This window comes from Cryomorpha ignava (genome assembly GCF_010686655.1).
GTDB lineage: Bacteria > Bacteroidota > Bacteroidia > Flavobacteriales_D > Cryomorphaceae > Cryomorpha > Cryomorpha ignava.
This window is the reverse complement of record NZ_JAAGVY010000044.1, coordinates 18,678-38,365: the sequence shown is the minus strand read 5'-3', so window position 1 is coordinate 38,365 and position 19,688 is coordinate 18,678. Positions and strand designations below refer to the sequence as shown.

Sequence of the window (19,688 nt, the reverse complement as noted above, 5' to 3'; positions counted from 1 at the left end):
ATCGGAGGGAAAAGCCGAGTATCAGAAATCCTTAACCGAAAAAAAAGATTGACCGTAGATATGATACGTGAATTGGAGCGAATTCTTCAAATCTCAGCTTCTGTTTTAGTAATTAATTATCAACTCGAGAAATAATAACGAAGGGTAACATTTTATAAACGTAATGCGGGCTTCACGTCTAAAAATGAATATCTTTCAAGCAACAAACATTGCGGTAAATTGAAAGTATGTTCTCCGAAATGCCCCACTACTCTTATACTTGCCGTTGTGCTTAATTTATGACCAACCAAAAACCAATGAGAAAAATTCAATTGAAAAATCTGCTTCTTTAAAGTTTCTGAAAATATTCATAGCTTAATTCAAATACTAATCCTTATGAAATACCCACTATCCATTTGCATTATTATGGTTTCTTTTTGTCTTCAGGCACAAGATCGCCTGGTCGGCAAATCATTCGCAACACGCTCTGAAGTAATCGCCAAAAATGGCATGGTGGCCACAAGTCATCCACTGGCTACTCAGGTGGGCTTAGACATTTTACAAAATGGTGGCAATGCCATCGACGCTGCTATAGCTGCTAATGCAGCCTTAGGACTGATGGAACCAACCGGCAGTGGAATCGGTGGTGATTTATTCGCTATCGTTTGGGATGCCAAAACCCAGAAACTCTATGCACTCAACGCCAGTGGGAGGTCTCCAAAAAGTTTGACTTTGGAGTATTTCCAAAAGGAAAATATGGAGAAAATACCAGCGTACGGGCCACTTCCAGTTAGTGTGCCGGGAGCTGTAGATGGCTGGTTTGAACTTTCGAAAAAGTTTGGAACTATGGAAATGGCTGACTTGCTTCAGCCTGCTATCAACTATGCAGAAGAAGGGTTCCCGCTTACACAGCTTATAGGCTACTATCTTGGGTCGGTCAACCGATTTGAAGCTGAGGGATATGACAACATCAAGGCCACTTACATAGATCAGAATGGAGGAAAACTACCTAAAGAAGGTGAAATCTATAAAAACCCGTTTCTGGCAAATACCTATAGGACAATAGCTAAGCAGGGGCGCGATGCCTTTTACAAAGGAGAAATCGCCAAGACTATCACTAGTTTCATTCAGGAAAAAGGCGGATTTCTGTCTATGGAAGATTTGGCAACTCATCAGTCAGAATGGGTAGAGCCTGTTTCCGTCAATTATAGAGGAAATGATGTTTGGGAACTACCTCCCAACGGGCAAGGGATTGCGGCATTGCAAATGCTCCAGATCTTAGAGGAGTATGATTTTTCAGATATTGAATTTGGTAGCGCAAAGCACTTGCACCTTTTTACGGAAGCAAAAAAACTAGCCTTTGAAGATCGTGCGAAATACTATGCGGACATGGGCTTTGCCAATGTGCCTGTAGCAGAACTCATTTCGGATTCCTACGCCCAGAAGAGGAAAGAAGAAATAAGCGACCGGGCCGGAAAATACAGCGCTGGTGAGATCAGTATCGGCGAAACCATCTACTTGACCACAGCGGATAAATATGGAAATATGGTATCACTCATTCAAAGCAACTACAGAGGAATGGGATCTGGCATGGTACCACCAAAGCTTGGGTTCATGTTACAAGACAGAGGTGAACTGTTTTCCTTAAAGGAAGGACAAGCAAATACTTATGAGCCGGGTAAAAGACCTTTTCATACCATCATCCCAGCCTTCATTACCAAAGATGGTAAGCCCTGGGTGAGCTTTGGCGTGATGGGTGGAGACTTCCAACCACAAGGACACACGCAGATCGTAATGAACCTGATTGACTTTGGTATGAATATGCAAGAGGCAGGTGATGCGCCGCGCTGGGAGCATCGGGGGTCTTCCTCTCCGATGGGAGAAGAAGCCGAGGGATCAGGAGAAGTTTACGTGGAATCCGGCATCTCATACGAGACCATTCGAGGCTTGAGATCCAGAAGTCACAAGGTCATTCATGGAGGATCATACGGTGGCTATCAGGGCATCATGTGGGATAGCAAGAACAAAGTCTATCGAGGTGCCTCCGAAAGCCGAAAAGACGGTCAGGCAGCAGGGTATTGAGTTTTGTTATTCGTTTCTGTTGTTACCTGGGGGATTCTTTGCCAACGAATCAAATACAACTTAGATAGGTGGAAATCAAAATTCACTTAAGCAACTAAGCACTAAACCGTATAAAATTAATTGCTGGTGCAAGCCTACTTGCGAAAATCCTCACAGATATTCTTTTCGGTTTGTATTTGCTAAATTAGGTGCGTAACCACGCTCCTAAGCTTATACAATCTCTTTATGCACCATTATAGCCAACCAATAACCATTGATAAAATTCTAAAGAGAGCCGAACGTTAAGAAAATGTCAGGGAGCCATTTTTAGCGAATGAGCCAGAAAACTTAAATGAAAATTTAGAACATACGCAGTTTAATCTTCATTTTTCTAAGATTAGTCCCCAAGCAACAAAACCAGCTGTTTTAAAACAAGTCTTCCACACTTAAATAGCGCTCGCCTGTATCATACACAAAGGTAAGTATTCTACTTCCTTTTGGAATTTCAGGTAGTTTTTTAGCCACTGCAGCAAATGAGGCACCAGATGAAATTCCAACTAAAAGCCCTTCTTCTTTGGCGGCTCTTCTCGCATATTCAAAGGCTTCGTCTTTCCCGACAGCAATAGTGCCATCCAAGTAAGTGACATCTAAATTTTTCGGAATAAAACCTGCACCTATTCCTTGTAATGGATGGGGACCCGGATCTCCGCCTCCAATAACAGGAGAAGCTTCAGGCTCAACTGCAAACACTTTCAGCTTGGGAAATTTTGCTTTCAAAACTTTCGCCACACCCGTAATATGTCCACCGGTACCTACCCCGGTTATGAGATAATCAAAACCTTCAGGAAAATCTTTTAATATTTCCTGCGCCGTATACTTTTCATGCACATCAATGTTTGCCGGGTTATCAAACTGTTTTGGCACCCAAGAATTATCAGTTTCTGCAGCCAACTCATTTGCTTTGTCGATTGCGCCTTTCATCCCTTTTTCTCTGGGAGTAAGAACAAATTCAGCTCCATAAACTGTCATCAATCTTCTACGTTCCAAACTCATAGATTCGGGCATTACTAAAATCAATTTATAGCCTTTTACTGCAGCCACCAAGGCCAAACCTATCCCCGTGTTTCCCGATGTAGGTTCAATGATTACAGAATCTTTATTTAAGAGTCCTTTTCTCTCCGCATCTTCAATCATTTCCAGTGCAATTCTATCTTTAATAGAACCTCCCGGATTTTGACGTTCCAGTTTGGCATAAACATCATAATCTGACGAAAAAAGCTTGTTAATTCTTACGTGTGGCGTATTACCAATTACTCCCAGTATGTTGTTAAATTTCATTTTTATAGTTTTTATTGTTAATTTAAATTACAAAATCAATTGCTTGAACATATTCTTTTTTATCTCTTACCTTCGTTTCATGTTGCGCAAAAACTAGTGAATAGGAAGGCACACTTTCTGTTAACCAAACATTTCCTCCAATCACTGTATTGTTACCAATTACCGTTTCTCCTCCTAAAATAGTAGCACCGGAATAAATGATTACATTATTTTCTATAGTTGGGTGTCGCTTTGTATTGGCGAAGTGTTTAGCTACTTGCAGGGCACCCAGGGTAACACCTTGATAAATTTTAACAAAATCGCCAATTATTGCTGTTTCGCCAATAACCACGCCTGTTCCATGGTCAATAAAAAAAGATTGGCCAATTTGTGCGGAAGGATTAATATCAATTCCCGTTTTACTGTGTGCGTGTTCCGCTATTATTCTCGGCAAGTATGGTATGTTTAATTGCTTCATCTCAAAAGCAATTCTGTACACGGCAACTGCATAAAAACCAGGATAAGCTTTCACAACTTCCACCAATGAATTTGCGGCGGGGTCAAACTCTAAAATAGCCGAAGCATCCAATGTTAATTTATCAAACACACCTTCTAAAGTACCAAAGAAGAGTGTTGTCGTATTTTTTATTTCGTCTTCTTTTAGGATGCATGACAATAGTTCTGAAAAAGTAGCCTTCAGATTATCCATGTCTTCAAGGCAAGACTTTTTAGCTTTTGAATAACACAGTCGCATTGGAAACATGAAGTCAATCACATCATCTACGAAACGTTCAATTTCCAGAACAGATGGCAATTTTGCCATAAAATCCTGGTTGTAAGCTTCTATTTTATTTATAAACTCTCCCATAATAAACTAAAAAGCCCCTTCAAAGAATAAGCTAAGAAGGGGCTTTCATTTCTTAAATAGATTTATGCTTCTCCCTTATCGTGAAAGGAAGTACAACAATAAATATTGAAAATTGAGTTTGTAAGCATTGAAGTAAATATATAGATAGATTTTGACTTTCAAAAACAATCGCTGATAATTTTCAATTTTAGGGTTATCCATTTAAGTCGCGAAAAATCTAATTCATCTCTCATACTTTGCAGCTGGATGTCACCCTTTAACATTTGCACTTCTTCAGATCGCATGGCTTTGGACTGTCACTTTCAGTAATACACAGGATTTCACGTCGCTTCGAACACTTATTTAGCGAGTGATCAGACAGCTGAGCAAACAAGCTAATCTCTTTAATTACGTAGTTCTCACGAATACGATATAAAATAACAGTTATGAGTATTTCCTCAAAAATAGTGGCTCCGAATCGACTTGTTGGGACAAGCGATTAAACAAGCTCGAAAAGAGCGTCATTTAACACAAGAACAATTAGGCAAACTTGTGGGGGTTCAAAAAGCCCAAATTTCGAAAATAGAAAATAGTATCAAAAATGCACGATTTGAAACTATCTTAAAAGTATTTGACGCTTTGGGTGCCACAGTAAACTTTAACGTTGAAATGAACAATGAAAAATTAGTATATTAAAAAAATAAGGTGACAGCTAATATGATTTTTTGAGCCAATAATTCCTAACCTTTCAGGGAATAGTCTGACCTAAAAAAGCCTACTTTTACCCCATGAAAAAAACCTATTTCACCATTGCAGCGTTTTCAATGGCCATTGCTGTGTTATTTGGGGCTATGGGCGCTCATTCACTTAAAGATGTGCTAACTCCCGAGCAACTCGATTCATTTAAGACCGGTGTGAGATATCAGGTATGGCACAGCCTCGCCATTTTCATATTAATGCTTTTGCCTGTAGATTTAATTTCAGAAAAAACGCAATCGCGTGTCGCCTTGTTTTTTGTAGGTGGCATCATTCTTTTCAGTTTTTCGATTTACCTGCTCGCTACCTTAAGGATTTTTGAAATTGAATCTTTTGCTCCTTTTATTGGCCCCATAACTCCGCTGGGAGGTGTATTGCTAATTGGTGGCTGGCTTATGCTCGGGATGGCCATCGTTAAGTCTAAAGTGTCTTTTACACACTAAGAATTATTTTTTCGTTTTCCCGAATGTAATTATTGATCAATCAGTTAAATGCCCAAAATAATTCGATAAACAAAGCAAAATTTCTGTCGTCGAGCATAAAAAGCCTTAACTTTGCCCTCTAAATTTTAGATGCAAAAAATAAATTACCAATGAATCATTACGGTATCGTTCCAAAAAACAACGACCTGAGTAATTTAGGCCTACAGAATGTGTCAAACATATTCTGGAATTTAACACCTGCCGAACTTGTTGAAGAGACCATTATACAAGGCATGGGATTATTGTCTAACACGGGGGCTCTCGCCGTAGATACGGGAGAATTTACCGGCCGCTCGCCCAAAGACCGCTTTATAGTGGAAGATGACATTACACGAGAAGCTGTGTGGTGGGGCGACATCAACATTAAGTTTGATGCTGACAAATTTGATAAGCTTTACAACCGGATGGCTGCCTACCTATCGAACCGCGACATTTACGTAAAAGATTGCGCCGTATGCGATCACGATGTGTATCGCACGCGATTGCGCGTAATAACAGAATTGCCATGGAGCAGCCTGTTTGCAGACAATATGTTTCTTCGACTTTCTAAAGAAGAAATGATTGAAAACGATCCGGAATGGACCGTTATTTGCGCGCCCGATTTTATGGCAATTCCTGAACTGGACGGAACCCGTCAAAGCAACTTTGCGATTTTGAATTTTAGTCGTAAAATGGCCATTGTCGGTGGTACGAAATACACCGGCGAAATTAAAAAAGGAATTTTTAGTATTCTGAATTTTGTGTTGCCGCATCAAAAGAACGTGCTTTCTATGCACTGCTCTGCAAATGTTGGCCCCGATGGAGATACTGCGGTTTTCTTTGGTCTCTCTGGAACTGGAAAAACAACACTTTCATCAGATCCTGATCGCGGACTGATTGGCGATGATGAGCATGGATGGGCCGACGATGGCGTTTTCAACTTTGAAGGTGGCTGCTACGCCAAATGTATAAATCTGACTGAAGAGCAGGAGCCACAAATTTACAGTGCTATTAAATTTGGTGCCCTTTTGGAGAATATCACTTTTAAGGAAGATTCTTCAGAACCCGATTATTATGACAAGAGTAAAACTGAAAATACGCGTGTAAGTTATCCGATTGAGCATATTGACAATGCTGTAAGACCATCTCGCGGTGGAAATCCCAAAAATGTATTCTTCCTTACGGCAGATGCATCGGGAATACTTCCACCTATTTCAAAATTAACTCCAGGACAGGCTTCTTACCATTTTATATCTGGTTACACCGCAAAAGTTGCCGGAACAGAAGAGGGAGTTACCGAGCCACAATCGGCTTTTTCAGCGTGTTTCGGTGCTCCATTTATGCCGCTTCACCCGGGAGTGTATGCAGAAATGCTGGCTGACCGTATGAAAAAGAACAGTGTAAATGTGTGGTTAATAAACACCGGATGGTCTGGCGGTGCGTATGGAACCGGAAGCCGTATTAAACTGAAATATACCCGAGCGATGATTCACGCTGCAATGCGCGGACAGCTCGAGAAAGTTGATTTTGAGAGGCATGATGTATTTGGATTGGCTATGCCAAAAGAATGCAACGGAGTTCCTTCAGAAATTCTGAATCCGAAAAACACCTGGGCTGATGCCAATGCTTATGACGTAAAGGCAAACGAACTTGCAACGAAATTCATTAATAATTTTAAGAAATTTGAAGCGGGTGTTACTGACGAAATTCGTCAGGCCAGTCCCAAAATCAGCGAAAAAGTATAGTTTTAGTAATTGATAATTTTAAGCCACAATAGCCCTGTGTTATTGTGGCTTTTTTAATTTTACCGCGTGCATTACTTTTTAGATTCAGCTTTTGATCCCAATACCGGAATTCTTCACGAAGAAGAGAGCCGCCATGCCATAAAGTCGCTTCGTCTCTCTGTAGGTGATGAGATTTTAATTGGCGACGGAAAAGGGAAGCGTTACACCACAGCGATTAAGGTAATCGGAAAAAAGGAACTGATAGTAGATTTACTTTCTGCTGAAAATTTTGAGATTCCTCTACCAAAACTTACCATTGCCATCGCTCCCACAAAAAACCCATCGCGTTTTGAATGGTTTCTTGAAAAAGCCACCGAACTGGGAGTTTATCAAATCATTCCTATTGAGACGAAGCGAACCGAACGATCTCGCTATAAGCACGATAGAGCAGAGCGCATTATTCACGCAGCCACTAAGCAAAGCATGCGCGCTTTTACACCGGTTTTGGAACTCCTCACTCCTATCTCCAAAGTTTTGAAAATGGAGCATTCGCTTAAGCTAATAGCCCATTGCGATGAAAATACTAAGCGCATTGAACTTTCGGATTTTTCAAGAAAAAATTCTTCAAATGATATTTTGATTTTAATTGGTCCCGAAGGGGATTTTACTCCCGAAGAAATAGATAAATCCAAAGAAAAAGGTTTTCAGCCTGTAATTTTGGGACGGAATAGACTTCGGACGGAAACTGCCGGGGTATTCGCAGCTGCGGCTTTTTTTTAGAACTTTTATAGAGTTTTATTATCCATAAACAATCTAAAAGAGAAATTTACAACATAAGACAAAGTGATAAAGTCGTTTTTGGCAAATTACAGCGAAAGGATTTCTTGCCACCGCGCACCCTCAATCCCTAAACTAATCTCTCTACACATCGTGTGTAAAATTTAGACTGTGGAAATTTAGCTTCGTCAAATACTTACTATTCAATGCCTTCCCACACCCTATCCCTAAAGGGCACCACCACACACCCCTTGTAAGGGAGTTATTTCATCCAATAAATGCAACGTAACTAAATCTTGACTTCAATGAATTAACGTATTTCGAGGAACGGTAAGATGTGCGATAGGCTCGCCCCTTTCTGCATCCGACGAGGCTTTTCGCCAAGAGGAATGCAATGGGGTGAGCGTGGGCATTGGAAAACAATATGTTACATTATTTTAGGGATAGATGCTTTCGGAAAAATTCTAATTATCTAACTTTATCCATGTATTATATGAGGCGCAAAAAGTAACGACCAAAGAAGATGTGTAAAGAAATTAGATTCCTAAAGAAGTCCTTCGCACCCAATAAGTAACATGATAAAATAAACAAGTATAGATATGATCTTATTTAAAACACTAGTCTTTTCTGTGTTTTCTTGATTTGATGTAGTGTCGACAAATAGTGCTGGATTGAAGCAATCCTTTACGCTTGACTAAAAAGTCAAAGTCAAAGTTTAAATTGAATTCAAAGGATAGACAATCCACAAAATAGTCCATTTTTCTTGTAGCCGAAGCTTACGGCTTGCAGCTCCTTGGCTAATTATCCCCATCAAATACTCCCTCGTGACTAGCGACTAGAGACTCGCGACTCGCGACTCGCGACTCTTTTTATTGCTCTAAATCTCCCTCACCCGTAAAGGCGTATTGAACAATATTTGCACCCATTTGCAGTGCTTTCAGGCGCATATCTGCCGGATCGTTGTGCACACTTTCATCTTCCCAACCGTCGCCCAAATCGCTTTCATACGTATAGAATAGAACCAAGCGTCCATTGTCAAAAATACCAAACCCCTGCGGGGGCAAGCCATCGTGCTCGTGAATTTTGGGCAGCCCATTCGGGAAATTGTATTTCTGGTGATAAATAGGATGATCAAACGGAACTTCTACTAATTCCTTATCGGGAAATAACTGCTTGATCTGCGGACGTATAAAGGCATCCATTCCGTAATTGTCATCAATATGCAAAAAGCCACCTCCTAAAAGGTAAGCTCTAAGGTTTGTTTGGTCATTGGAGTTCCAAACCACATTTCCATGACCCGTCATGTGCACAAAAGGATAGTTGAAAAGATCGGGACTTCCGACATCTACAAACTCCGTTTCGCCGATTTCCATACTCAATTCCTGGCGACAAAATTCTGCGAGGTTTGGCACCGATGTAGGATTGGCGTACCAGTCTCCTCCACCGCGGTATTGTAATACCGCGAGTGAATATGAACTATTCTGCCCCATTGCAAATCCGGAAATCAAAAGAAAGATGAAAAATAAGCCATGTTTCATACGGGCAAATATACGCGAAATCTATCTACAGAGATTCATTGGGCTAATACCGTTGAATTAAAAGATGGTAAATGGGGTTAAGTTGAAGTTTGATGATTGAAGGAACAATTCACAGCTAATAAACCTTAAGGAAAAGAAAACTTTAGTCACAACAAACCCCGAGACGCCAGACAAGGCGCCCCGTAGTGCACCCGTCCGCAGGCATGCGAGATGCGGAGCAACGCCCACGCCTCTGAGAAACGACAGTTAGTCATTTACGATTAACCTATTCTATCACTCTCCAACGATTACAGTAGCTCTGTCTCTACCAGCTGCGCCAAAAAACCCAAGTGCAATGCGTTTGGGATCTGAAAGGTTGCGCACATTGCCCTCTATAGGCACAGGAGGAGTATCAAATGGGCTACCCACAAAAGCTGTTTGGTTCTGTAGCAGAGTTAGAAACTCATATGCCGCTTTTGAAATTCGCTCTTGCACAATTACCACAGTATCGGGAGTAGAATATAGCTTTTCGGTAACATTAAACTGGGGAATTGGCCCGCCATCGACTAACTGATCGCTGGTAGTGAAAATATCAAAAGGCTCACGGGCTTCCACTCCGTTCAAAAATGAACGCCACTGGTAGTGATCGCCAAGGCCTTCTGGTTCATAGGTATTTATAAGCACATCGTAAATATCATCTGGGTTCTCGTCATCATCCAGATTTGGCTCTTTATCTGAAAGTTGCCAGTAGATGGAATCTATTGGAACTGGCTCACGCAAAAGTTCAAAAGCTGATTCGTAAATATCGCCTTCCGGCAAAATGATGTATAGCTGGTAAGAGCGGCCTATAATTCCGGCTTCATCAAATTGATAAACTCCCGGTTGAAATTCTAAAAGTTCATTTTCATTGCCCTCACTGTCGCGCAACAGCACATTGGCACCTGTAACGACAGGTGGAGCAGCGTCTTCAAAATAAGGTGAAGTATAAGTGAGTTTTACCGTTTGCGGAATATCCTCATTGGTAATCCACCCTTCAACAACTAAAAAGGTTTCACCATCGGGTAAATCCAAATCAATTTTATCCTCGCAGCTCGTTAATGCAAAGCCAATTGAAAAGAGGATGATTATCTGATAAAAGCGATTCATAATGAAAAAATTAAAAAGATAGATTATAGGTGATTCCAGGAATTACAGAACCGAAAATGCTTAACCTGTATGCTTCGGTTATCTGCGGATTGTCCTCATTTTGCCTGAAGAATATGCTGTAAGGATTTTTTCTTGCATATGCGTTGTAAATCGAGAAAGTCCATGAGCTTTGCCAGCTATCGGGTCTATTGATAAAGAATAAAACTTTGTCTTTTTTCTTTTGAGGAGTTAGGGTGGCTGAAAGATCGAGTCTGTGGTATGTGGGAGTTCTGGCTCCATTTCTATTTGTATAGTTGGGAACCACAATGCCTTCATAAACATAGCGCGAATCGGGATAAGTAATGGGGCGGCCTGTCATAAACGTAAAGTTTCCACCAAATTTCCACTTCTCACTAAGTCCATATTGTGCTACAACGGATATGTCGTGGGTTTTGTCATAATTTGAAGGGTAATACTCACCGAGATTGATGTTATCAATCTTCAGCTCACTCCTGCTCAACGTATAGCTAATCCATCCCGTAAGGTCGCCTTTTACTTTTTCTATTTGAATTTCTAATCCATACGCCCGGCCAGCACCTTGCAAAAGTTCAGTTTCTATATGGTCACTTAAAAGCAATTCAGCATTGTTTTTATAGTCGAGTAAATCCTGATATTGCTTAAAGTAAACTTCGGCGGAAGCCTGATACGTATTGTTGTTAAAATTGCGGAAATAGCCCAGCGATACCTGATCGACAATGGCGGGTTTGATGTACTTGCCAGCGGGCGTCCAGATATCGAGCGGCGTGGCGGCAGTAGTATTACTTACGAGCTGCAAATATTGCCTCATGCGGTTGTAACCGGCTTTTACAGACGCAAATTCCGAGAAAGTGTAATTCACCGCCAGTCGCGGTTCTAGTCCGCCGTAGTCCTTAATTATTTCTCCTTTCTTATAGGTTTGCGTACCTATTATTGCCTCTTCACTTGTGGGTTTATCATCTGCATAGAGATTCAAAACGCGCGACCCTACATTCATAAAATAGCTGTACCGCAGGCCGTACTGAACTGACAATAAAGGAGTTATTTTCTGCTCATTGGAAATATAGGCAGCAAGTTCGATTGCATTTTCATCTTGCACTATTACCTGATCAAAAATAGTTTCATCGCCCAGCCCTTCAGCAATTCCCGGAGAGAATTTGTAGAAAACACTATTTACGCCAAATGAAACCGTGTTTTTTGGATTTGGGAAAAAAGTAAAATCGGCCTTGGCATTTGTATTTTGAATTCCGGCTTTCCACTCAAAAGCCTGATTACCTTCGGGTACACCCAGAGAGTACTTGTAATCGCTGTAAATGGCAGAGAAATTTGAAAACAAGCGCGGTCCGAATAGGTGATTCCAGCGCGCAGTAGCCGTAGTATTGCCCCAATAGCTCTGAAAATCATTGCCAAACTTAAATCGGTCGGCACCAAAATATCCCGAAAGGAAGAGGCGATCTTTGTCAGATATCTTATAATTGATCTTGGCGTTTACATCGTAGAAAAAAAGTTGATCGCCTTTAAAATCCTTATTGAAAATGGGCAGAAGCAAATCGCCATATGATCTACGCCCCGCTAGCATAAACGATACCTTATCTTCTACAATAGGCCCTTCGAGCATTAGTCTGCTTGATACCAAACCAATTCCGGCAGTTCCGGCAAAAGTTTTACTGTTTCCTTCTTTTTGGCGTACATCGAGTACACTCGAAAGCCTACCGCCGTATCGAGCCGGAATACCGCCTTTGTAAAGCGTGAGATCTTTTACAGCATCGGCATTAAAAATTGAGAAAAACCCGAAGAGGTGCGAAGAATTAAATACCGTAGCTTCATCGAGGAGAATTAGATTTTGATCAATGTTTCCTCCACGTACATTAAATCCTGTAGCGCCTTCGCCCACTGTAGAGACCCCAGGCAAAAGCTGAATACTGCGTATAATATCAACTTCGCCCATAAACTGTGGAATATCTTTAATGAACTTGGCATCCATTTTTTCAACGCCAATATCCATACTCGTTACATTCTGATTTGCTTTTTCGGCCGTAATTTCCACAGCCTCCAGAAGCTTTCTATCCGGTTTCATTTCAATGGTTGAAACCCGATCTTCGTTTAAATCAACATTCTGTTTAAGAGCCTCGTAACCCAGGTAATTGTAAGTAATGGTATAAGCACCAACAGGAAGAGATATGGCGTAGTACCCATAAACATTTGTGGTAGTTCCAGATTTTATTTCATCAACATATACCGTTGCACCGATAAGACCCTCTCCGGTTTCGGCATCTTTGAGATAACCGCTTAGGGTAGCTTTTGATTGGGCGAAGGTCGAAATAGAAATAAGCGTAAATAAGAAGAGTAGCAGGCGCATTCTAATTTGATAGTATAAGTTCATACGAGTTAATATGGTTAGATTTTCGACGGCAAATATCTGATTTATTTGCTGACTCAGGAAGGCAATGTGACAAGCGGTTAAGAAACTATTGTGAAAGGAATGATGCCGGAAGATAATAAAAAACCGGAACCACGACATGATGCAGGGTTGGCGCAGAGTGAATACCCAGCGCAGCTGAGAGTCGAGACAATTAACCGGCCTGATAAAGACATTAATTCTTAAAAAATAAAATGGCGTAGGGTGAATACCCAATGTCATTAAGTTAACGCCTCGCTCCGCCCCGCCCCTGAGGGGAGTTTACATCACGGTACAGTGAGTATTAGAATTTAAATGTATGATTCGTGTCATTGCCCCGCTACGTAGGGTATCCACCCAAAGTCATTAAGTTAAGGTTTTTATAGTTTAAAAGCGCTAAAATGGCCTAGCTCTTAAAGTGGCGTAAACTCAAAGTCTTATAATAAACAGCGATGCCGTTAAGGCCTGAAAGGCTGACATTCAATAGCCCAGGGCTACGCTGCGCTGCACCCTGGGCTATTGAATGTCAGGAATTTAGGTTTTGGCGACATTTTTGCCTTTTCGCAAAAATGATGTCAAAACCGAGTCTAAATGAATATGGTTCGTTTTTACCGCTGCATCTCAGATGACAGCGGAGCGTGACGCGTGCCAGCGAGTTTTATTTAACTTAATGACATTGGGTGAATACCCAGCGCAGCGTTCACTGTGGTTAAAAAGCAATCTCACAACTCACCTCTCAAAATCTCACCTATCTCCTCCCCTTTTTCATAAACCATAAAATGATTGCCACCTTTAATTTTAATGCACTCTTTTATTCGCGAAAGCGGAAAAACCCGGTCTTTATTGCCATGGATACGAATAACCGGTACCTGAGCTTTTGGGGGCTGCCAACCCAGAACGACTCCAAAACCAAATTTCATAAAATCAGCTTCTGAATCGCGCAGCATATCGTAAAATAATTTGCGCCCTTCCTTAGATTTGACCGTAAATTTATCGCCTAAACTTGCTGCAGCGTCCAGCAGTGGCTTGCTAAGTAAGGATTTTGTGAACTTGTTATCCCCAAGTTTGAATACACCCGGTAGTTCGCTGCGAAACTGGAGCGTAGAAATAAGGAGTAGCTTTTCGGGCCTTACTATTTGGGCTATTTCCTGGGCTATCATTCCACCAATAGACACCCCTCCGAAAATACAAGGAGTTTCAAAACGGTAGGCTTCAACCAATAAAGCGGCATAATCTGCAAGGGCTTCAGAATTGCCCGGATGCACATAAGGCAAGGGCACGTATTCGTATCCCGGTACAGGTTTTAATTTCTGAAACAGCCGCTCATCGGCACCCAATCCGCTAAAAAGATAAACCTTCATTTGTGGAAATATTTAATTTGAGTAGCGTACATAATAACCCATATAGCATTCCAAACCAATGTAATAGCAAAGGTTATCTTACCAAAATCATTAAAGCTCCCAAAAATAATCGGAGCAGCAGCTAGCCCAATTTGCGCCACTGTGTATAGCGTAAATCCTATTCGATTAAGGCGATACATCATAAAAATACCGATAAGTTGAATTGCAAAAAACAGAAAATTGGCAGCACCAAAATTTCCCAAATCGAGCATTAGGTTCAGATAGTATTCTTTTACATCATCTTGCAGATCGGCGATTGGCAATTCATATTTCTCCAGTTGCTCAAACAGGTTTACAATAAAAGTATCGTCCACATCTGGAGGCGAAATCGCGGTAGTAATTCCTGAAATAATCCCATAAATCGCATTTACTCCCGAAAGGGTACAAAGAGCTCTTAGGAATTTTGTACGCTTATCAGGCACTAAGCCACTTGGCTGTATTGAGTTTTGAGACAAATTCTTTTGATTTTAAAATAAATGGATACAATTCGCAGTCTTCAATAAGGAAATCTACACGTTTTCGGTAATCAGCATGAATGGCTTTTACGGCAGTGGCCATCCCTTCCATCCCACGCAACTCAATGGCTTGCATAGCATTAAGCAGCTCAATTCCCAGTACAGTTTCTATGTTATTTATTACTTCGGCGGCTTTTACTGCCCCATTGGCGCCCATGCTTACATGGTCTTCCTGGCCATTGCTAGAGTCTATGGTATCTACCGACGAAGGTGTGCAAAGTTGCTTGTTTTTGCTCACTATGCTGGCGGCGGTATATTGCGGAATCATAAAACCGGAATTCAAGCCGGGGTTGGCTACTAAAAATGGAGGCAATCCGCGTTCGCCGCCAATGAGTTTATAGGTTCTCCTTTCGGAAATGCTTCCAATCTCGGCCATGGCTATTGCCAGAAAATCGAGCGAAATGGCAAGTGGCTGTCCGTGAAAATTCCCGGCAGAGATTATATCATCCGAATCGGGAAAAACGGTTGGGTTATCGGTTACTGCATTTATCTCGTTTTCAAAAACGCTCTTTATGTGTGCAATGGCATCGCGTGAAGCCCCGTGTACCTGTGGCACGCAGCGAAAGCTGTACGGGTCTTGAACGTGAACCTTATCGGCAAACCAGGTTTTACTGTCAGCCAATACCTTTCGAATATTTTCAGCCACTTTTATCTGTCCGCTGTGGCGGCGAATGGCGTGCACCTGATGGTTATAGGGCTCGCAACGCCCATCATAGCCTTCAAGAGAAACAGAAGCAATTAAATCTGCCGCATCTAAAAGATGACCAGCCCTGATGAGCGAATGCACTCCGTAGGCACTCATAAACTGTGTGCCGTTTAAGAGGGCGAGCCCTTCTTTAGATCGAAGTGCGATGGGTTTTAAGCCATGCTTTTCTAAAATAGAGCTTGATGATGAAATCTTCCCGTCAACATATACTGCGCCCAGCCCTATAAGCGGAAGAGCCAAATGAGCAAGCGGAGCCAAATCGCCCGAAGCGCCAAGGCTACCCTGCTCGTATATTACAGGAAGCACATCGTTATTAAAATGCCAGATCAGTCGCTCTACAGTAGCTAAAGTTACGCCGCTGTGCCCGTAAGATAGTCCTTGCACTTTTAGCAAAAGCATCAGTTTCACCAGCTCTTGAGGCACTAAGCTGCCTGTTCCGCAAGCATGACTCATCACCAGGTTCTTTTGCAACTGCTCCAAACTATTGCGATCAATAGACTTGCCGCATAGCGACCCGAAACCTGTATTGATACCGTAAATCGGCTTTTCGGAGCGTTCTATTTTATCGTCTAGAAAATCACGGCACGACTGAATTTTTTCACGCGCTTCTGCTGATAGTTCTAAAGTGGTATTTTCAGCGATTATTTCTGCAACACGCTCAATGCTAAGGTGGTTATTTGAAATGGCGTGGATCATAACATTTTTAGTTTGGATATAAGTTCATTCTTTCCAATCAGCTCTTGCTCACCCGATTCCATGTTTTTTAAAGTAACTGAATCGGCTGCCATCTCATCTTCTCCCACCATTGCTACAAACTTAATTTGCTTATCGTTGGCGTACTTCATTTGCTTTTTCATTTTTGAGGCATCGGGGTATAGCTCGGCGCGAATACCGGCTTTACGGATAGAACCAAGCAATTCGTGGCAAAAATCTGCTTCAGTTTCGCCAAAGTTTACAAAGAGTAGTTCTGTTCCGGCAGTTTCATTTTTGGGGAAACCATCGCGGGCTTCGAGCATATCGTAAATGCGGTCGGCACCAAAAGAAATGCCCACTCCTGACATGCCGGGCATACCAAACACTCCGGTTAAATCATCATATCGGCCACCACCCGAGATACTTCCCACCTGCTCATCGGTGCGTGGAACAACTTCAAAAATCGCTCCGGTGTAATAGTTCAATCCACGGGCCAGGCTCATATCAAAACGCAATTTGGACGTTTCGAGACCAAGCGTTTTCACTTTTGAGAAGACGTAGCGTAACTCTTCCAGTCCTTTTTCGCCATCGGCATTGCCTGCAAAGACTTGCTCCATTTTGTCCATCAATGCGGCGCTGTCTGTAAGGTCACGTGCAGCTTCCAGTACTGTTTTTAATTTGGTTTGCGCTTCCGCTGAAAAGCCCTGATTATCAAGATCTGCCAGCACCTTATCGAGTGGCATTTTATCGAGCTTATCAATGGCAATGGTGAGTGGAATAAGTTTATCTGCCTCACCCACATAAGCGGCGAGAGCAGTGAGCAGCTTCCTATTGTTGATTTTTATCTCAACTGGAAGGCCGAGTTTTGTGAACACATTGTCGAGCATTTGCACAATTTCGACTTCGCAGCGCAGCGAGTCTGTACCTATCACATCGGCATCGCATTGAAAAAATTCGCGGTAACGCCCTTTTTGGGGACGATCGGCACGCCAAACAGGTTGAATTTGATACCTGCGGAAAGGAAAAGCCAAATCATTTTGGTGTTGAACTACAAAGCGGGCGAATGGCACTGTGAGGTCGTAACGAAGGGCTTCCTCTGTCAAATTGGTTTGATTGAAATCGGCTAATGCTTTATTCAATTTCTCGCCTCTAGCCAGAATCTTAAAAATCAACCGATCACCTTCCTCACCATATTTCCCGGTAAGGGTTTCGAGATTTTCCATTGCCGGAGTTTCGATGGGCTGATAGCCGTAATGTTCAAAAACCGTTTTTATGGTGTCAAAAATATAATTTCTTCGCTGCACCACTGTGGGCAAAAAATCGCGTGTTCCCTTTGGGGTAGATGGCTTATACTGCTTTGACATGGTAAAGAATCCGGGTATTTTAAAAACGCGAATTTACGGTGTTACGGTCGACTTAAAAAATTAAGTTTTTTCCTTATACATAAAAACCAAAATTTATAGCCCCATTTATTTATTTCTTTGGCAACTTAAAATTAACCGGAAGATTATATTGAACCTTCACCGGTTTTCCATCTTGATATCCAGGAGTCCATTGAGGCATCGCGCTCATTATTCGAATCACCTCTGTGTCAATAGATGGGTGTACCGATTTGAGTATATTTATGTCTTCTATCCATCCCTCTGTTCCAATAAGAAAACTCACAACGACCTCTCCCTCTACGCCTTCCTCTTTTGCATCGGCAGGATAGGTAATAGCATTTGCCAAATACATCATCATCGCTTCTTCACCACCAGGGTAATCAGGCATCGATTCAATTGTGGTAAATGCAACTGGAGAACCATCTGGTAATGTGGTTTTTAGCAATACATTTTTCTTGTAAACACCTATTTCTGTTGGTTCTCCATCTATCCCGTAAAAAAGCCATTTACCGTTATATTTGCCTTTTGAATAATTCCCTTCCCGTTCTTTCAGACCGTTTTCACGATAGTATATCCAATGACCTTTTTCTCTTCCTTTTGAATCGTAAGAACCGATTTTCGAGATTACGCCGTGGTTAAAATAAGTAGTATCCGATGCCTGGGCCTGAGAATAAGTGGGTATAAAAAGAAAACCAACAGCAAGAATCAGAGCCTTAAAAATATCTTTCATTATTTCGTTTCCCACAAATATAAAGGATATTTATTCTTACTCAGTCATGTTATAACTGCTTAATTCCCGAAGTAAAAAATGGCCCTTTTGGCAGGCTGTTCATTATTTGAAGCTCTTCCAGAAAAGTGCTTTCATTCGCCAGAAAGGCCAGAATCATTTCAGGATTCAGCTTTCGAAACATTACAGAAAAAATCTCTTTCCCTTCCATCTTGCCCGAAAGAATGACTTCTATCAAAGTGCGATCATACCACTGATACATTTTGTCGCGAAAGCTTAATGACTGATTTGGGAAATTGCCATTCCTCAAATTTTCAAGGATGATTGATGTGTTTTTCTGAATAAACTGAAAGGTATATCCGCTGCTTGCTTTTGTTTGACCTCCGGCAGTGCCAAGGTTGATGATTCGCTTTTCAGTATTTCTTGAAAAAGAAGCAGTTGACATCGGAATAATCCCAAATTCCTTGTGGGTTATTTCATACGAGTCGATTTTGAGATAGTCCTGAATGTATTTTTCCAGCTCGGTTTTATACACTTCTTTTTCGAGTACTTTCTTGCTAAACAAGGTATATTCCACGAGAGCCTCGGTTGGGCTCGTAGGCAGTACATACATGAAGGTTGTTCCATTCTTTTGGCTCAATCTAAAATCCATTAGGGTGCCTACATCGCTGTCGAATACCGGGTTTTTGACTTTAATTACCCAACCTTCGAAGTGCTGTAGAAGTGAGTTTTCGGTATTCATTTCAGGATGGAATAATCTGGTGGAATTAAAAACGTAGGTTCCTGAATATGTGGACTGATCCGTTTCCACAAATGCCCGGTCACTATCCGACTTTATTGACTGAATGCTTTCACATTTAAAAACCACATTCTCAAAGCCTTTGGCATGATTCAGCACGAAATTATAGTAGTCAATTCCCTGAATCATTTTATAGCTATACTTTTCGAGTTCAAATTTTTTTGTAAAGCTTTCATCTAGAAACTCGAGCGTATTCCATCGGTGAAACACTACTTCTTCAAAAGGGCCCGCTTTCATTTCCCAAAAGCACCAGGTTCTGTCGTTCTTGTTTTTCCGATTCTTGTCGAGTACCAGAATCTTTTTGTCTTTCAAGATCGGATCATTGAGCAAACCATATAAGAGGCTAAGCCCGGCGCAGCCCGACCCTGCTATGATATAATCGTACTTTGAGTTATCTGTTTTCAAGACTTTTTGCCTGTGTAATCTTTGCGTCGCTTCGGGAAATGGAAGATCTGATAAGGAAACTAA

General features: G+C 41.5%; 15 protein-coding genes and 1 pseudogene. 5 read left to right on the top strand and 11 right to left on the bottom strand.

The features are described from left to right. The first annotated feature begins 375 nt into the window (after nt 1-375). Nucleotides 376-2,061, top strand: coding sequence for a gamma-glutamyltransferase (gene ggt, locus G3O08_RS17125; protein ID WP_163286679.1), 1,686 nt, complete (start codon nt 376-378; stop codon nt 2,059-2,061). 405 nt (nt 2,062-2,466) lie between these two features. Here ggt and cysK read toward each other — a convergent pair whose 3' ends face one another. After that, a complete protein-coding gene (cysK, locus tag G3O08_RS17120) occupies nt 2,467-3,378 on the bottom strand; it encodes a cysteine synthase A (protein WP_163286678.1) in 912 nt (303 codons plus the stop codon). A gap of 22 nt (nt 3,379-3,400) precedes the next feature. After that, nucleotides 3,401-4,225, bottom strand: coding sequence for a serine O-acetyltransferase (locus G3O08_RS17115; protein ID WP_163286677.1), 825 nt, complete (start codon nt 4,223-4,225; stop codon nt 3,401-3,403). Between the two features lie 450 nt (nt 4,226-4,675). On the opposite strand from G3O08_RS17115, the pseudogene G3O08_RS17110 reads away from it, so the two are divergent. The 4 genes and pseudogenes from G3O08_RS17110 to G3O08_RS17095 form a co-directional block, all read left to right on the top strand. Next, a pseudogene (locus G3O08_RS17110) lies at nt 4,676-4,900 on the top strand (helix-turn-helix domain-containing protein); the annotation flags it as partial. Between the two features lie 92 nt (nt 4,901-4,992). Beyond that, nucleotides 4,993-5,403 (top strand): DUF423 domain-containing protein, encoded by a 411-nt coding sequence (locus G3O08_RS17105; RefSeq protein WP_163286676.1) that lies wholly within the window; start codon nt 4,993-4,995, stop codon nt 5,401-5,403. A 149-nt stretch (nt 5,404-5,552) separates the two neighbouring features. Beyond that, on the top strand, nt 5,553-7,166 hold the full coding sequence (pckA, locus tag G3O08_RS17100) for a phosphoenolpyruvate carboxykinase (ATP) (RefSeq protein ID WP_163286675.1): 1,614 nt from the start codon (nt 5,553-5,555) through the stop codon (nt 7,164-7,166). A 66-nt stretch (nt 7,167-7,232) separates the two neighbouring features. Further along, the gene (locus tag G3O08_RS17095) at nt 7,233-7,925 is read left to right on the top strand and encodes an RsmE family RNA methyltransferase (RefSeq protein WP_163286674.1); all 693 of its coding nucleotides are present in this window, start codon (nt 7,233-7,235) and stop codon (nt 7,923-7,925) included. 866 nt (nt 7,926-8,791) lie between these two features. Here G3O08_RS17095 and G3O08_RS17090 read toward each other — a convergent pair. The 9 genes from G3O08_RS17090 to G3O08_RS17050 form a co-directional block, all read right to left on the bottom strand. Then, on the bottom strand, nt 8,792-9,460 hold the full coding sequence (locus tag G3O08_RS17090) for a DUF4159 domain-containing protein (RefSeq protein WP_163286673.1): 669 nt from the start codon (nt 9,458-9,460) through the stop codon (nt 8,792-8,794). Between the two features lie 273 nt (nt 9,461-9,733). Beyond that, complete coding sequence (locus G3O08_RS17085; protein ID WP_163286672.1) at nt 9,734-10,585, bottom strand: DUF4249 domain-containing protein; 852 nt, start codon at nt 10,583-10,585, stop codon at nt 9,734-9,736. 10 nt (nt 10,586-10,595) lie between these two features. Further along, complete coding sequence (locus G3O08_RS17080; protein WP_239541315.1) at nt 10,596-12,983, bottom strand: TonB-dependent receptor; 2,388 nt, start codon at nt 12,981-12,983, stop codon at nt 10,596-10,598. A gap of 737 nt (nt 12,984-13,720) precedes the next feature. Further along, nucleotides 13,721-14,359 (bottom strand): alpha/beta fold hydrolase, encoded by a 639-nt coding sequence (locus G3O08_RS17075; protein ID WP_163286671.1) that lies wholly within the window; start codon nt 14,357-14,359, stop codon nt 13,721-13,723. Continuing rightward, on the bottom strand, nt 14,356-14,820 hold the full coding sequence (locus G3O08_RS17070; RefSeq protein WP_204336922.1) for a hypothetical protein: 465 nt from the start codon (nt 14,818-14,820) through the stop codon (nt 14,356-14,358). The genes G3O08_RS17075 and G3O08_RS17070 overlap by 4 nt, the downstream gene beginning before the upstream one ends. Next, on the bottom strand, nt 14,813-16,315 hold the full coding sequence (hutH, locus tag G3O08_RS17065; RefSeq protein WP_163286669.1) for a histidine ammonia-lyase: 1,503 nt from the start codon (nt 16,313-16,315) through the stop codon (nt 14,813-14,815). Before hutH ends, G3O08_RS17070 begins: the two co-directional genes overlap by 8 nt. Further along, a complete protein-coding gene (gene hisS, locus G3O08_RS17060) occupies nt 16,312-17,676 on the bottom strand; it encodes a histidine--tRNA ligase (RefSeq protein WP_163286668.1) in 1,365 nt (454 codons plus the stop codon). The genes hutH and hisS overlap by 4 nt, the downstream gene beginning before the upstream one ends. 109 nt (nt 17,677-17,785) lie before the next feature. Beyond that, the gene (locus G3O08_RS17055) at nt 17,786-18,424 is read right to left on the bottom strand and encodes an energy transducer TonB (protein ID WP_163286667.1); all 639 of its coding nucleotides are present in this window, start codon (nt 18,422-18,424) and stop codon (nt 17,786-17,788) included. A gap of 49 nt (nt 18,425-18,473) precedes the next feature. After that, on the bottom strand, nt 18,474-19,625 hold the full coding sequence (locus tag G3O08_RS17050) for a lycopene cyclase family protein (protein ID WP_163286666.1): 1,152 nt from the start codon (nt 19,623-19,625) through the stop codon (nt 18,474-18,476). Between the last annotated feature and the right edge of the window lie 63 nt (nt 19,626-19,688).

What these genes read in the sequence shown, in the direction of transcription:
- ggt (WP_163286679.1), top strand. Translation starts at nt 376, where the DNA reads ATGAAATACCCACTATCCATTTGCATTATTATGGTTTCTTTTTGTCTT.
- cysK (WP_163286678.1), bottom strand. Translation starts at nt 3,378, where the DNA reads ATGAAATTTAACAACATACTGGGAGTAATTGGTAATACGCCACACGTA.
- G3O08_RS17115 (WP_163286677.1), bottom strand. Translation starts at nt 4,225, where the DNA reads ATGGGAGAGTTTATAAATAAAATAGAAGCTTACAACCAGGATTTTATG.
- G3O08_RS17105 (WP_163286676.1), top strand. Translation starts at nt 4,993, where the DNA reads ATGAAAAAAACCTATTTCACCATTGCAGCGTTTTCAATGGCCATTGCT.
- pckA (WP_163286675.1), top strand. Translation starts at nt 5,553, where the DNA reads ATGAATCATTACGGTATCGTTCCAAAAAACAACGACCTGAGTAATTTA.
- G3O08_RS17090 (WP_163286673.1), bottom strand. Translation starts at nt 9,460, where the DNA reads ATGAAACATGGCTTATTTTTCATCTTTCTTTTGATTTCCGGATTTGCA.
- G3O08_RS17085 (WP_163286672.1), bottom strand. Translation starts at nt 10,585, where the DNA reads ATGAATCGCTTTTATCAGATAATCATCCTCTTTTCAATTGGCTTTGCA.
- G3O08_RS17080 (WP_239541315.1), bottom strand. Translation starts at nt 12,983, where the DNA reads ATGAACTTATACTATCAAATTAGAATGCGCCTGCTACTCTTCTTATTT.
- G3O08_RS17075 (WP_163286671.1), bottom strand. Translation starts at nt 14,359, where the DNA reads ATGAAGGTTTATCTTTTTAGCGGATTGGGTGCCGATGAGCGGCTGTTT.
- hutH (WP_163286669.1), bottom strand. Translation starts at nt 16,315, where the DNA reads ATGATCCACGCCATTTCAAATAACCACCTTAGCATTGAGCGTGTTGCA.
- hisS (WP_163286668.1), bottom strand. Translation starts at nt 17,676, where the DNA reads ATGTCAAAGCAGTATAAGCCATCTACCCCAAAGGGAACACGCGATTTT.
- G3O08_RS17055 (WP_163286667.1), bottom strand. Translation starts at nt 18,424, where the DNA reads ATGAAAGATATTTTTAAGGCTCTGATTCTTGCTGTTGGTTTTCTTTTT.